Annotated in this window: 13 protein-coding genes; 9 read left to right on the forward strand and 4 right to left on the reverse strand. The window is 55.5% G+C overall.

The window, feature by feature from the left end:
• Nucleotide 1: 1 nt before the first annotated feature.
• A complete protein-coding gene (locus KR100_RS16275; RefSeq protein ID WP_162176448.1) occupies nt 2-286 on the forward strand; it encodes a hypothetical protein in 285 nt (94 codons plus the stop codon).
• A gap of 601 nt (nt 287-887) precedes the next feature.
• A complete protein-coding gene (locus KR100_RS01175) occupies nt 888-1,514 on the forward strand; it encodes a class I SAM-dependent methyltransferase (RefSeq protein WP_156097835.1) in 627 nt (208 codons plus the stop codon).
• On the opposite strand, the gene KR100_RS01180 is transcribed toward KR100_RS01175, so the two are convergent.
• Nucleotides 1,511-3,796, reverse strand: a complete 2,286-nt coding sequence (locus KR100_RS01180; protein WP_038542528.1) for a WcbI family polysaccharide biosynthesis putative acetyltransferase — start codon at nt 3,794-3,796, stop codon at nt 1,511-1,513. The genes KR100_RS01175 and KR100_RS01180 overlap by 4 nt on opposite strands.
• 40 nt (nt 3,797-3,836) lie before the next feature.
• Here KR100_RS01180 and KR100_RS01185 point away from each other — a divergent pair, with 40 nt between their 5' ends.
• Nucleotides 3,837-4,469: a precorrin-8X methylmutase gene (locus KR100_RS01185; RefSeq protein WP_038542529.1), complete on the forward strand. Its 633-nt coding sequence runs from the start codon at nt 3,837-3,839 to the stop codon at nt 4,467-4,469.
• Here KR100_RS01185 and tilS read toward each other — a convergent pair.
• On the reverse strand, nt 4,451-5,452 hold the full coding sequence (tilS, locus tag KR100_RS01190) for a tRNA lysidine(34) synthetase TilS (RefSeq protein ID WP_038542531.1): 1,002 nt from the start codon (nt 5,450-5,452) through the stop codon (nt 4,451-4,453). The two genes, KR100_RS01185 and tilS, sit on opposite strands and share 19 nt — an antisense overlap.
• A gap of 81 nt (nt 5,453-5,533) precedes the next feature.
• Between tilS and KR100_RS01195 the strand changes: the two genes are divergently transcribed.
• Genes KR100_RS01195 through uvrB form a run of 4 tightly spaced genes read left to right on the forward strand, consistent with a single transcriptional unit; the run spans nt 5,534 to nt 9,370 of the window.
• On the forward strand, nt 5,534-6,289 hold the full coding sequence (locus KR100_RS01195) for a DUF561 domain-containing protein (RefSeq protein ID WP_038542533.1): 756 nt from the start codon (nt 5,534-5,536) through the stop codon (nt 6,287-6,289).
• 24 nt (nt 6,290-6,313) lie between these two features.
• Nucleotides 6,314-6,724: a phage holin family protein gene (locus tag KR100_RS01200; RefSeq protein WP_038542535.1), complete on the forward strand. Its 411-nt coding sequence runs from the start codon at nt 6,314-6,316 to the stop codon at nt 6,722-6,724.
• Between the two features lie 4 nt (nt 6,725-6,728).
• A complete protein-coding gene (locus KR100_RS01205; RefSeq protein WP_239420362.1) occupies nt 6,729-7,280 on the forward strand; it encodes a hypothetical protein in 552 nt (183 codons plus the stop codon).
• Nucleotides 7,281-7,336: 56 nt separating this feature from the next.
• Nucleotides 7,337-9,370, forward strand: a complete 2,034-nt coding sequence (gene uvrB / locus KR100_RS01210) for an excinuclease ABC subunit UvrB (protein ID WP_038542539.1) — start codon at nt 7,337-7,339, stop codon at nt 9,368-9,370.
• A 49-nt stretch (nt 9,371-9,419) separates the two neighbouring features.
• Here the strand turns inward: uvrB and mutS are convergent, their stop codons facing one another.
• Nucleotides 9,420-12,161: a DNA mismatch repair protein MutS gene (gene mutS, locus KR100_RS01215; RefSeq protein ID WP_038542541.1), complete on the reverse strand. Its 2,742-nt coding sequence runs from the start codon at nt 12,159-12,161 to the stop codon at nt 9,420-9,422.
• A 132-nt stretch (nt 12,162-12,293) separates the two neighbouring features.
• On the opposite strand from mutS, the gene psbZ reads away from it, so the two are divergent.
• Nucleotides 12,294-12,482, forward strand: a complete 189-nt coding sequence (gene psbZ / locus KR100_RS01220) for a photosystem II reaction center protein PsbZ (protein WP_038542544.1) — start codon at nt 12,294-12,296, stop codon at nt 12,480-12,482.
• Nucleotides 12,483-12,489: 7 nt separating this feature from the next.
• Nucleotides 12,490-12,975, forward strand: a complete 486-nt coding sequence (gene ribH / locus KR100_RS01225; protein WP_038542546.1) for a 6,7-dimethyl-8-ribityllumazine synthase — start codon at nt 12,490-12,492, stop codon at nt 12,973-12,975.
• Nucleotides 12,976-13,008: 33 nt separating this feature from the next.
• Here the strand turns inward: ribH and KR100_RS01230 are convergent, their stop codons facing one another.
• On the reverse strand, nt 13,009-13,464 hold the full coding sequence (locus KR100_RS01230; RefSeq protein WP_038542548.1) for a GNAT family N-acetyltransferase: 456 nt from the start codon (nt 13,462-13,464) through the stop codon (nt 13,009-13,011).
• Between the last annotated feature and the right edge of the window lie 111 nt (nt 13,465-13,575).

A 13,575-nucleotide genomic window follows, 5' to 3' on the forward strand; every position in this document is an offset into this window, starting at 1 on the left:
AGTGAAGATTGATTTTGAGTGCGCCGTTTTCAAACACTTCCGCAAGGCTGCCATCACCGGACGCGTCAAGTATTCTCCGTATCTTGACTGGTTTGAATTCTGTGAGTGCGCTGTTTTTGGCGAGGTCAAACCAATCCGGTTGGACCTTCTGGATTTCGAAATCAGTTGTCTGCTGGAGGATTGCTTCAGCAGACTGATTAAAGTTAAAGCGTTGGCCGATCGTCTTGCTAACAAGATCGATTGTTTGATCAGTTCCGATGCTGCCGTCCATCACCAGCATGGATGATTTTTTGCCGCTGCTATTTGAGATAAACGAGTCTTGTTTTGCGCTGATTTTGTTCGTCGTGCGGAGCTTTTTCGAGAGTTGAAAAGCCATGATTGTCTGAGGAGGTTGTGACCTCTTGGGTCGTGAATCAACCCTCACCGTTTTCGTTCATGTCGTCAGTGATCTCATCCTGCTGCAACTGTGATCTTGCTCTCAATGGCCTGTGATCGAGCTCACAGCGATTCCTTTGTCGGGATCACCCTCCCGACCAACGGCGACTTGGGCCAGCTGCGTTTGCCAGTGCCGTCAACGCCTGAGACGCCTGTTCGGTCAGACCCTTTAGGGCCCGCTCGCCTCTGCTTCGTCATGACGACAGAACAGATCGATGGGTTCTGATGAAGTCTCGGAGGGATCAATCTGAGTGTCTAATCAGAGACTTTTATTTTTGAGGTTTAATATTCAAAAAAATATCGATAAAAATTGATCAGCTAAAAAGTTTTTTGTAAAATATTTGAGAGTCATGGCTTTCAATGTTGTATATTTCAGGTCCTTTTTAGAAACCACTATGGTTGTTCACAGACTGTCGTCAGGACGTCCATGGCTCCCGATCGAATCACTCACGATGGTAGCCAAACAGAGAACGGTTCTCTGGGAATCTATTTCCAGAGAATATTGGGAACAATCGGACCATGAAGCGAAGCAACTGGATGATATCTATAAGTCATTTTTACAGAGAGGATTAACCAGCGAATCCACTTTGAAGGTCCTAGATATCGGTGCAGGATTTGCGGGATACGATATTTTGCTTGCTCAAAAATATAAACATCTGAATCTCACAATTCTTGACGCAAGCGATGAAGATCAAGAATTCAAACTAGGTTTTCAGAAGGTCGCCGAAAAATATAATGACTTTAACGTTTTAGATTTTTTATTTTTGCAATCTCATATTCGTAAAGAACGCTATGAATTGATTGATTTTCGCGGTCTTGATATTCAGACTTGGGTTAAGCAAAGAGTCGCTCAATACGACGTCATTCAGTCATTATTTTCATGGTGTTTTCATTACCCTTATGACGTCTATCGAGATGCAGCTCAATTGCTTTTAAAGCCAGGCGGAATCCTTATTGTTGATTGTAGAAACACCGATGATCAGCTTGATGCCATCAAGGAAAACTTTCAATATCTTGGAGATGTCCATGCAGCATGTATAACCAGTGATCGCGTTATTTTTCGTCAGCCAATGCCTTAACGTTTTGTGTGTTGGGTGTAAATGGATTCCTGCTTTTGTACGACAGACCAGTGCTCTTGCATTGATGGACGTTTGTTGAGTGCTGGTTGAAACACCGGGTGTAAATCTTGTGGATAGATGATTAGCTTTGTATTTTTAGTCAGGCTCTTGTATTGGTCATGGATTGTTTTCCAAACGCCTGGTCCTGTAACCCAGAACACATCATTGGATATTCGATTAAGAATATTTTCGACGATTTGGTCAAGGACGATCCGAAAGAAAGGACGAAGATCATCGTCCGGTGTTGTGTAGCCGAATCCGTTCCATATTGACCAATGATTTTCAGGTATCTGTCTAGACTTTCCTGCAAGAAGACTTCTTCCGTCTCGAAATAATTGATTGTCGAGAAGTGGCTTTGGATTGAAGGGTCGATATGGCCAATCAATATAAAGTGCGTGTGAATAGTGAGCTAAGTGGGCGACTCGAATCACATCGGCTTGCATTGCAGGTGGTCCACATTGGAGAAAAGCACTGACAACTTTTGTTCCAAAGTTGTTTTCAAGAAAGCCTGTGGCTGAACTGCAATTCAAGAGCTGATAATGACCTGTTTTATTCAGACATGAGCTCCATTGCAAGTTAATTTTCTTGTTGATTAATGTGTGATAATGCTGTAGTTCTAAATCAGATTGTGCTTTTTTGCTCTTTGCGTAATACTGAAGCACGTGCAATGCAGGAAGGCTTTTTGTGTTTGGATTTGATGTGCTGTTGCATGCTATTTTCTCCACAACTGTCAGCAGATGGCGATTTGCCTTTTTCGGTTTCTCACGCCTTAATAATTCCTCGCAGAGTTGGTCGTGGCCTTGCCAATATTTTGGCGATTGTGTTGTTAAAGCTTGACTTATTTGATAAACACGATTAAACTTTTTTTGTTCTTTGAAGAGTTGAATGATTTCAAACAAGATGATTGGGCTTCCTGGGAATGTCCCTAATCGTTTGTTTGCCACTCGAATCGCTTTGAAGGGTTTACCCGAAATGTTGAGTGCACGAGGTTCGTAAATAGCGAACTTGGCGTCGTTTGTTTGTAAGGCGATTTGAGTTAATTCCTTAGCAAGAGTCCTGCACTCTTTATGAAGACGAAAATGCGCGCAAACCTCGAATGCAGGAACGAGAAACATCACCCTTCCGTTTTTGATATTTTTTAGTCCCGTTTTGATAAGATGTCCTACTGTAGATGGGTCGTTTAAATGTTGAGAAGCTTGTAAAGCGAGGCAATGGGCTCGTAAATGGGTCGGTTCTTTTTCGATGATTTGTTGGGCTTGATGGAGGCATTCTTTAAACTTTAATCTGCTGAAGAGTGACAAGGCTGTTTCAAGATTGCTAATTGGCCTGGAAACAGATTGTTTGCTTAGCCCTGCCTGACTTGCTAAAGTAAGATTAGAAAAAGAAAGGATATCGTCCTTTCTTTCAGCGTATGTTTGATAAAATTTGTGCACTATTTCATCCAGCGTAAATTGACGAAATCGCTCGACGCCTGTTTTGTCATTGTCGATTCCTGAGAAGCTTTGAGTGCATCCAAATTGAAGATCCAGTTGTCGTTTTGTAAAGCTATGAATCGGCGCTCGGAGGAGATCGAGAGGTTCACTTATGTTTGCAATCGAAGGATTTTCTTTCGATTCGAGGTTGAGGTAGCTGCCAATTCGTTTGACGAGTTGATCTAAAAGATATTTGCTCGGGTGATTAAACGTAAAAAATAATTGTTTATATTGTTGCTCACGTTCAATGATATCTGAGACGCTGATGTCGAGTTTCTTTTCGCGCTCTTTGAGCTCATTAAGCGATTCTACAGCAACGTTTTGGTAAACTTTTTTCCAGAGTGAATCGTCGAGGTAATTTTTTTTAGCTTCCTTTTGGCTGAGGCTATTTGACCAGGCATCGATAATGATCGAGCTGTGATAATCGCCGAGGGGTCCTGTTAATGTTGGTTGTCCTCTCAGTCGTACATAACGCAAATCTGGAGTGTAACCTCGGTAAAAAAGATTTGGGATGAGTACAAGTTTTTTGATTAGCGATTCTTTGAGATTTTTGGTGCGAATGGTCGAGCAGGGATATTGATCAGATATGAATTGGCTAATGAGAATATCGGCGGTTTCTAATTTGAAACGATATTCATCGGCATACTCGTCTTTGGCTAGATGAACAATGATTGGTTCTAGGCATTGAACCTTGAAATTGGCTTCAAGAAGATGAATGAGAGGACGCGCTTGGCAGTTGGCAACGACGGCAATGGTCTGTTGACGTTGCAACGTTTGCTTTCGGCGTTAAGCCAGAATAGGACCCCTGGAGATTGCTGGATTGGATCACCCGATTTTCCTGGAGAGCATCAGGCGGATTCGAGAACAGCTTGGCGAAACGGCTCTGAATCCGCTGCAGCAAACAGTTTTGGAGCGACTCATCCATAGCAGTGGTGATTTGGGGATTGCTTCATTGCTCACCTTCAGCGAGGAAGCCTGCGAGTCTGGTGTTGCTGCTCTCGAGGCCGGTGCATCGATCCTCACAGACACGGCCATGGCGGCGGCGGCTGTTGTGCCAATGGCAAAACGGACGTTGCATACGACGGTGCATACCCTCTTGGACTGGGCACCTGAGACGTCACCGTCTGGCTCCACCCGTTCTGCGTTGGGGATGAAGAGTGCCTGGTTTGAGTTGGCGACTCAAATGCCAGCGCCGGTGGTACTGATTGGCAGTGCGCCGACGGCTATGGATGTGCTTCTGGACCTGGTACGTGATGGTGCTACGTCTCCCAGCTTGATCATTGGCATGCCGGTTGGTTTTGTGGGGGTGGCTGAGAGCAAACAGCGATTAGCTGTCAGTGGCTTGCCTCAGATTCGCCTCGATGGAAGCCGTGGTGGTGCTGGCTTAGCTGCTTCAGTTGTGAATGCTCTGTTGCGTTCCTCTTTTCAAAGGCCAGAACTCTGACAACGAAGCCTGACGATTTTGTTGTCCCACTGCAGGATCCAATCCCCTGGAAGAGCCTTCGTCCCTGCGGCAGAACCAAAGCGGAGCCGATGGCTTAATTGGGCGATCAAGACTGCACTAGTTGTTGGTACACCACTTGTCTGGATCCAGTGGTGAATCACGGCTTGTCGTGTTGCGTCTGATAACGAACTCAGGCGTCGTCGATCAAGACCATCGACCTCCGTCAACGTTTCCAGTGCGATGTCGGCCAGTTCGTTTTGGGTGTCCTGTACGTGGGACATCCGTTCAGCCATGTTGGCCATTCGACGACTGCTGCCTGGGTAAAGGTTCTCCAGTACAGGCAGAACGTCTTTGCGAATGCGGTTGCGGGCGAAGGCGATGCTTTCATTACTGGGATCGAGCCAGATCGGTAGATCCAGTTCATTGCAGATTTCCCGGGTTTCCGTTCGGCTGAAACTCAGCATTGGACGCCTCAGTTGCGGTCCATCCGGATGGCTTCGGTCGAGAGGTCGCTTTGGGCGCAGACTGCCAAGACCGCTGAGATCACACCCTCTAGCCATTTGCAGCATCACGGTTTCGGCGCGGTCGCTCGCTGTGTGACCCATCACCACATCACACTGATAAGAGATCGCTCGTTTCTGGAGCTCCTCGTATCGCCATTCGCGGGCTGCATTTTCACTGTGCTTTCTCCAGTCACTTGCTCTGCTGATGTCGATCGGATGCTGCTGGCTGTCGCACCACTCCTTCAATTGAGCTGCGATGGCAGCAGATCCGGTGTGCCAGGCGTGATCCCCATGCCAGACCAGCAGCTTCCAAAAATGCAGACGCTTCAGATCCTGCAGCAGGCCCAGCATGGCCATTGAGTCCTGTCCGCCGGATACGGCCACCAGCAACGTTGATCGTTTCGGCAATAGATCCGGCGCTGCCAGGAGAAAGCGATGGAGCCGATCGTGCCAAGGGGTCCAGGGTCGTTCCGTCGGCACGGAGAATCTGGAAGTTGTCTTGATTCTCCCCTGAATGCTGAAGGGCCCGATGTGAGAATCGAATCATTCGCAAGCGCTTCGATGACCCGTCTCCAGCAGCTGCCCGTCGCCCTGCGCCAAAGCCTTGAGCAGCACAGCACTTTGAAGGTGATTGCGGGTCTGATGAATTTCGATGCCGCCAGCGTGGAACAGGTGGCCTCTGCAGCTGGCGCCGGAGGCGCTGATCTGATCGACGTGGCTTGTGATGCCCAGCTGGTGCGGATAGCGATCAATGCATCCGAAGTTCCTGTCTGTGTGTCGTCTGTTGAGCCTGAGCAGTTCCCTGACGCAGTGGCGGCCGGCGCTGTGATGGTTGAAATCGGCAATTACGACGCCTTCTATCCCCAGGGGCGTGTGTTCGGGGCCGAGGAGGTGTTGGCCCTCACCCGCCAGACCCGCGCCTTGCTGCCTGAGGTGGTGTTGAGCGTCACCGTGCCTCACACGCTTCCGATGGATCAGCAGGAACAGTTGGCGATCGATCTGGTTGAAGCTGGTGCTGATCTGATCCAGACCGAGGGTGGAACAAGCGCGAAGCCGTTCAGCGCCGGCAGCCTTGGTTTGATCGAAAAAGCTGCACCAACCCTGGCCGCAGCCCACAGCATCAGCCGCGTTGTGGATGTCCCCGTGCTCTGCGCCTCCGGTCTCTCCGCCGTCACCGTGCCGATGGCCATCGCCGCTGGTGCGTCCGGTGTCGGGGTTGGATCAGCAGTCAATCGCCTGAATGATCCGCTTGCGATGGTTGCTGTTGTCAGAGGGTTGCGTACTGCCTTGAACAGCACGGTTACGGCGTGCATTTGAGCCGGTGAGCTCTGGGAAGGCGTGATGGGACCGATCGGTTGGTTGTTGCAGTGGCCAGTGCGGGCCCTGGTGCTGTTGATGGTGACCGGCTTGCCTCTGGGCGTGGAGATGGCCAATTTCCGAACGGCGCTCTGGTCCGCCGTTGTGATCGGTCTGCTTGGCACGCTGCTGATCGTTCCACTCAAAATTGTGTTGGGGTTGCCCTGGGCCGTGGCCAGCCTTGGTGGCCTGATTGCTCCGGTGAGTTGGTTGTTCAACTGGCTGATCACAGCTGTTCTGTTCTGGCTGGCGGCACAACTGATCAACGGATTCACGCTGAAGAACGGCATCGCCAGCGCCTTGTTTGGTGCGGTGGCCTATGGAGTGATCAGCGCCTTGCTGATCAACGCGCTGGGCCTGGCCGATGTGGACTTCACCCGGGCCGCGGTGAGCTGAGCCGGTGTCTTTCCGCCGGACTCTTTTGCCGTTTGCCTTTCCACTGAGCGTCCTGGTGATCGGCTCCTTGAGGATGGCCGCGACCCGAGCACCTGATTCCCAGCAGGTTTCCCTGGCGGCCAGGTCAAAGACCGAGCAGCCCCAGGCTGGCCGTCCGGATTATTCGCAGCCGCCGCCGGGAACCCTGCCCAGCTGCGATCAGGATCCAAGTCTGGGGAACCGTTTGCTCGCGCAGGGCCGGCGACTCGGTATCACGGTGGTCTCCGGCCAGCCGGAGCTCCCTGGCAAAGACGCCACCTACCGCGCCACGCCGGGCCGGCTCGGCACGATCACGTTTAAACAGCGGCCGATGGCTGATGAGGTGCGCTGCAAACTGATCAGTCATGAGTTCATTCATGTGCTCCAGCACCTCCACGGTGAGTTGAAGGGTGTGCCGCCCCTGGGATGGCCTACGACCCATGCCGATCCTGTGGTGCAGGAAGCGGAGGCCAATGGTTACCAGAACCGGGCTGGCTATGTGCTGCAGCTGTTGGAGGGGACACCGTCACCACGGTGACGACAATCCCGATTGGATCGCCATAAGCTTGACGGCCCTTTGCTTGTCAGCGCGTCATGCCCGCCTACGACCTGACAGCGCCCTACAACCCCAAAGGTGATCAGCCAACGGCAATCAAGCAGCTGGTTGATGGAGTCAACGGCGGCCAGCGCTACCAGACGCTGTTGGGAGCGACTGGCACCGGTAAAACCTTCACGATGGCGAATGTGATCGCCAAGACGGGGCGGCCGGCGCTGGTGCTGGCGCACAACAAAACCCTGGCGGCGCAGCTGTGCAACGAGCTGCGTGAGTTCTTCCCTGAGAACGCGGTTGAATATTTCATCTCGTATTACGACTATTACCAGCCGGAGGCTTATGTGCCGGTGAGTGATACATACATTGCCAAAACAGCATCGATCAATGAAGAGATTGACATGCTGCGCCACTCGGCAACGCGGTCGTTATTTGAGCGAAAGGATGTGATTGTGGTGGCCTCGATCAGCTGTATTTATGGCCTGGGAATTCCGAGTGAATATCTCAAGGCAGCGGTGAAGTTTGAGGTGGGTGAAACACTCAATGTTCGCGGACAGTTGCGCGAGTTGGTGAACAACCAGTACAGCCGCAACGACACGGAAGTTGCCCGTGGTCGCTTCCGGATGAAGGGGGATGTGCTCGAAATCGGCCCTGCCTATGAAGATCGCCTGGTGCGGATTGAGTTGTTCGGCGATGAGGTGGAGGCGATCCGCTACGTCGATCCAACCACCGGCGAGATTCTGCAGAGCATGGAGGCGGTGAACATCTATCCCGCCAAGCACTTCGTGACGCCAAAGGATCGCCTGGAATCAGCGATTGCCGCGATCCGTCAGGAACTACGCGACCGCCTGGATGTGTTGAATGCGGAAGGCAAATTGCTGGAAGCGCAGCGGCTTGAACAGCGCACCAAATACGACCTGGAGATGCTGGGTCAGGTGGGTTATTGCAACGGTGTTGAGAACTACGCCCGCCATCTGGCCGGCCGGCAGGAGGGCACGCCGCCGGAATGCCTGATTGATTATTTCCCGGACGACTGGCTGCTGATTGTTGATGAAAGCCACGTCACCTGCTCGCAGCTGCAGGCGATGTACAACGGCGATCAGGCCCGCAAGAAAGTGCTGATCGAGCACGGCTTCCGTCTGCCGAGTGCGGCGGACAACCGGCCGCTCAAGGGTGAGGAGTTCTGGGAGAAGGCACGTCAGACGGTGTTTGTGAGTGCAACGCCAGGCAACTGGGAGATGGAGGTGAGTGGCGGTGAAGTGGCTGAGCAGGTGATCAGGCCGACGGGGGTGCTGGATCCTGTGGTTGAGGTGCGCCCCACAACGGGTCAGGTGGATGACTTGCTGGGTGAGATCCGAACCCGGGCACAGAAACAGCAACGGGTGCTGGTTACGACGCTTACCAAGCGGATGGCGGAAGACCTGACGGATTACCTGGCGGAGAACAAGGTGCGGGTGCGGTATCTGCACTCGGAAATTCATTCGATCGAGCGGATCGAGATTATTCAGGACCTGCGCCTTGGCGAATACGACGTGTTGGTGGGGGTGAACCTGCTGCGGGAGGGACTGGATTTGCCGGAGGTGAGCCTGGTGGCGATTCTTGATGCCGATAAGGAGGGCTTCCTGCGGGCGGAGCGCTCCTTGATTCAGACCATCGGCCGGGCGGCTCGGCATGTGGAGGGTGTGGCCCTGCTCTATGCCGACAACCTCACGGACTCCATGGCCAAGGCGATTTCAGAAACCGAGCGCCGGCGCGGCATTCAGCAGGCCTACAACGAGAAGCACGGCATTGTGCCGACGGCAGCCGGTAAGAAGGCCAGCAATTCGATTCTCAGCTTCCTGGAATTGAGCCGTAAGTTGAAACAGGATGGCCCCGATGCCGATCTGGTGCAGGTGGCGGGTAAGGCCGCGAAGGCCTTGGAGGAGGACCCAGATACGGGCATGGCGCTTGAGGCATTGCCGGAACTGATTGATCAGTTGGAAAGCAAGATGAAAGAGGCGGCCAAGAAGCTTGATTTCGAGGATGCGGCCAACCTGCGGGACCGCATCAAACAGCTGCGCCAGAAGATGGCGGGTTGATGTTTTTTTGACAGCTTGCTCAGGCAGCTCTTGTTCAAGCAGCATCTGTTTAAGCAGCCAATTGATCCAGCACCTGGCGGGCCCTCAGCACCACAGGTGATGGAACACCAGCCAATCGCGCTGCCTCGATGCCGTAACTGCGGCTGGCGCCGCCGGCCTGCACCTGATGCAGGAACACCAGGTCGTCACCGGTTTCCTCAACCATTACCTGGAAGTTGGCCACGTTGGAACGCTGCTCCGCCAGCTTGTTGAGCTCGTGATAGTGGGTCGCGAAGATGCTGCGGCTCTGTAGATCTTCTGCTAGATGTTCGCTGACGGCCCAGGCGATCGAGAGGCCATCAAAGGTGGCGGTGCCGCGTCCGATCTCATCGAGCAGCACCAATGAGCGATCTGTGGCGTGGTTCAGGATGTTGGCGGTTTCTGCCATCTCCACCATGAAGGTTGATTGGCCTGCAGCCAGGTCATCAACCGCTCCCACCCGGGTGAAGATGCGATCGGCGATGCCGATTCGGGCCTTCGACGCTGGCACCCAGCTGCCGATCTGCGCCAGCAGTTGAATCAGTCCGATCTGGCGCAGGTAGCAGCTTTTGCCGCTGGCGTTGGGGCCGGTGAGCACCACAAGGTCAGTGCCATTGCCGAGCTTCACATCGTTGGGTGTGAACTCTGTTTCCACCAAAAGCTGCTCCACCACAGGATGACGGGCGCCCGTCAGCTGCAGTTCCCGACTTTCAACAACGGCCGGCGGGCAATAGCCCTGGCCTGCGGCCACATCGGCCAGGCCGCAGAGCGCATCCAGACTGGCCACGGCCCTGGCGGCCTGGCGGATCGGTCCAGCCATGGCCCCCACCTGATCGCGCAACTGGCAGAAGAGTTCGTATTCCCGTTGGCAGGCTCGGGCCCGCAGCTGAAAGATGCGGCCTTCCCGTTCCTTCAGCTCCGGTGTGATGAAGCGCTCCTCGTTGGCCAGGGTCTGGCGGCGGATCCAGTGCTCCGGCACCGAGCTGGCCTTGGCTTTGCTGACGGCGAGGAAATACCCAAAGGTGCGGTGATGCTGCAGGCGCAGGTTGCTGTTGCCACTGCGTTGGCGCTCCAGGTGTTCCTGCTGGGCCAGCCAGGCGTCCTGGTCGTCCAGCTGGTTGCGCAGACCATCCAGCAGCGGATCGACACCGTCGTGGATCAGACCTCCCTCGGAGAGTGACAGGGGAGGTGCTTCCAGCAGGGCATGACGGATGGCGCCGGCCAGCTCGCCCAGCGACTGGTTTGGTTTCACCAGTTCGGCCAACCACTCCGGTTCCTGAGGGACCATGCCGTTGAGTCGTTGCGCCAGCTTGGGGAGTCGTTCGAGACCGTCTGCGATGGCCACCAGATCACGGGCCCCGGCGTGGCCTGCTCCCGCACGACCGGCCAGCCGTTCGAGATCACCCATCGGCCTGAGCAGCCGGCGCAGGGCCAGGCGCAGGGAGCGTTGCTCCACAAGGGCGCTCACCACCGCCTGACGCGCCTGAATCCCTTTGCAGTCCATGAGAGGGGCTTCGATCCAGCGGCGCAGGCAGCGGCCGCCCATGGCGGTGAGAGTGCGATCGATCGCCCAGAGCAGGGATCCCTGCAGCTGGTTGTCGCGCTGGGTGGCGGTGAGCTCCAGGTTGCGGCGCGTCTGGGCATCGAGAACCAGGGCATCGCCGCGTTGAACGATGGTTGGCACCTCGAGGGGCACGCGGCTCTCGCCCTCCAGTGGTTGGGTTCCTCGCAGGTAGCTCAGCAGCCCGCCGGCCGCCCTCAGGGCCAGGGGCAGCTCCGGTAGACCCAGACCATCGAGGCTGGCAACGCCGTAATGGCTGAGCAGAGCCTGCTCGGCCTCTGGCCTGCTGAAAGCGGTGCTGCTCAGTGGGGTGATCTGCAATCGATCCGGGCACCAGGCGGGTCTGCTGTCCGTGCTTCCTGCCGCCCAGAGCAGTTCGGAGGCCTCCAGTTGCGCCAGCTGCTGATGCAATTCGCCAGCTCCGCTGCGCTGCATGATCTGCACCTCGCCGGTGCTCACATCGGCCTGGACCAGACCCCAAGGCAGATCTTCTCCACTGAGGACCGGTTCCAGCACCACGGCGGCCAGCCAGTTGTTGCGGCGGGCGCTGAGCATGCCTTCGTCCAGCACCGTGCCCGGGGTGAGCACGCGGGTGATGTCCCGTTTGAGCAGGGCCCCTTTGGCGGGGGTTGTTTCGAGTTGATCACACAGGGCCACGGAGTAGCCGCGGCGGATCAAGTCGCTGCAGTAGCGCTCAGCGGCATGGTGGGGGATGCCGGCCATGGGCACGCGTCCGATGGCCTTGCCCCCTTCTTTGCCGGTGAGCGTCAGTTCCAGCACCCGCGAGAGCTCGATCGCGTCCTCAAAAAAGCACTCGAAGAAATCCCCCAGCCGGTAGAGCAGCACACGCTCGGGATGGGCCGCTTTGAGCTCCACGTAATGACGCAGCATCGGCGTCAGCTGATCGGCCCTGAGCTGGCTGTGGTGGGCCCAGGCCGGTTGATCGTCCTCCGCTGGATCGCTAGCGTCCGACGACTGAGCTTTGTCGGGATCCGCGCCTGCATCTCGCGTGAGCATCTGGTCTGAGCGTCGCCGGGGCCGTGCTGCTGCGTCAGCCCCCAGCTCGGCATCGCTGAGATCGGCAGTGCCAAGGGCACTCAGCTCACTGGCTCTTGTCGTCTCTGATCCGGGACTGCTCTTGGCCGGTTCCGGCTCCCCGAACAGACTCACCTGCAGTGTCAGCTCCGTCTGGTTCTCGGCGGACGCTGCCACGTCGATAGGGATCGAAGGCGCTGATCGTACGCAGATTGCGATGGTCTGTCCGACACAGCCTGTGAAGCTTCCCGATCAGGGCCGCGAAGGCTGGACGCGTCATGTGAGAATCCCCGCACGAACGCCGGATCCATGCAGTTTCTCAACACCCTCACTGTTCTGGCCCTGGTGGTGATGTCCTTCGCCTTGATCGTGGCGGTACCGGTGCTGTACGCCTCCAGTGAGGACAGCGGACGCTCCAACCGGCTCATTTTGCTCGGCAGCGCTGCCTGGGTGGCCCTCGTTCTGCTCAACTGGGGAGTGAGTTTCTTCGTCGTCTGAGGACTGCATGGCCACCTTCGAAGGTCAGTTCACCGATGCGTCCGGGCTGAAAATCGGTGTTGTGGTGGCCCGCTTCAATGATCTGGTCACCGGCAAGCTGTTGAGCGGCTGTCTGGACTGCCTTGCTCGTCATGGCATCGATACCTCAGCTGCCAGCAGTCAGCTCGATGTGGCCTGGGTTCCAGGATCCTTTGAGCTACCAATCGTGGTGCAGCAACTGGCGCGCAGTGGCCGTTACCAGGTGTTGATCACCCTCGGTGCGGTGATCAGGGGTGACACGCCCCACTTTGATGTGGTGGTGGCGGAATCCAGCAAAGGCATTGCCTCCGTGGCTCGCGACACGGGCGTCCCTGTGATTTTCGGGGTGCTGACCACAGACACGATGCAGCAGGCGTTGGAGAGGGCAGGCATCAAGAGCAATCTGGGCTGGAGTTACGGTCTGCAGGCGCTGGAGATGGGATCTTTGATGGCGGCGTTGCCAGCTGTCGATTAGTTCACCCTGTCAGAGGTTTTGGGTAGTGGCGGATCAGCGGCGCAGCACCATCAGCTGCTGGGGGTTCGCATCCTGGAATCCCAGTTGGCGGTAGAAGCCGGCACTGTTCGTCGTCATCAGATAAACCCGCTCCACCCCAGCGACGGCGGGGGAATGCAGTAGCTCTTCAAGCACGCGACGACCGAGTCCGTGTCCCTGTAGGTCACCGGCCACCACGATGTCCCAGAGCACGGCCCGGCTGAAGCCATCCGAGGTGGCTCGGCCAAATCCCACCAGCCGCTTGCCGCGCCAGAGGCTGACGACGGCGTCGCTGCCAGAGAGAAGTCGGCGTAGTTGATCAAAACTGCGGCCCCTTGCCCAGAAGGCGTGTCGATCAAATAAGCGCTGTAGTTTGAGTAGGGCTCGGTTGGGCCGCAGGTCTGGCCCAAGGCCAAGCCAACGCAGACCTGGAGCTCCGGGGGCATGGTGAACCATCCGAATAGGAGTCACTACTCTGGAAGCTGAAGAAAATCATCTTGCTCCCTTAGAGATGTTTCCTTGGCATGAACGGGTGGATAGTTCAAGGTTTGGGCAACTATTTTGGTAAAAATTTGATTTGAC

The sequence above is a fragment of the Synechococcus sp. KORDI-100 genome, assembly GCF_000737535.1.
Classification (GTDB): domain Bacteria; phylum Cyanobacteriota; class Cyanobacteriia; order PCC-6307; family Cyanobiaceae; genus Parasynechococcus.

Excerpts from the sequence above, each read along its gene's own strand:
- KR100_RS01175 (WP_156097835.1), top strand. The coding sequence starts at position 888 with ATGGTAGCCAAACAGAGAACGGTTCTCTGGGAATCTATTTCCAGAGAA.
- KR100_RS01195 (WP_038542533.1), top strand. The coding sequence starts at position 5,534 with ATGACCCGTCTCCAGCAGCTGCCCGTCGCCCTGCGCCAAAGCCTTGAG.
- KR100_RS01200 (WP_038542535.1), top strand. The coding sequence starts at position 6,314 with ATGGGACCGATCGGTTGGTTGTTGCAGTGGCCAGTGCGGGCCCTGGTG.
- uvrB (WP_038542539.1), top strand. The coding sequence starts at position 7,337 with ATGCCCGCCTACGACCTGACAGCGCCCTACAACCCCAAAGGTGATCAG.
- psbZ (WP_038542544.1), top strand. The coding sequence starts at position 12,294 with ATGCAGTTTCTCAACACCCTCACTGTTCTGGCCCTGGTGGTGATGTCC.
- ribH (WP_038542546.1), top strand. The coding sequence starts at position 12,490 with ATGGCCACCTTCGAAGGTCAGTTCACCGATGCGTCCGGGCTGAAAATC.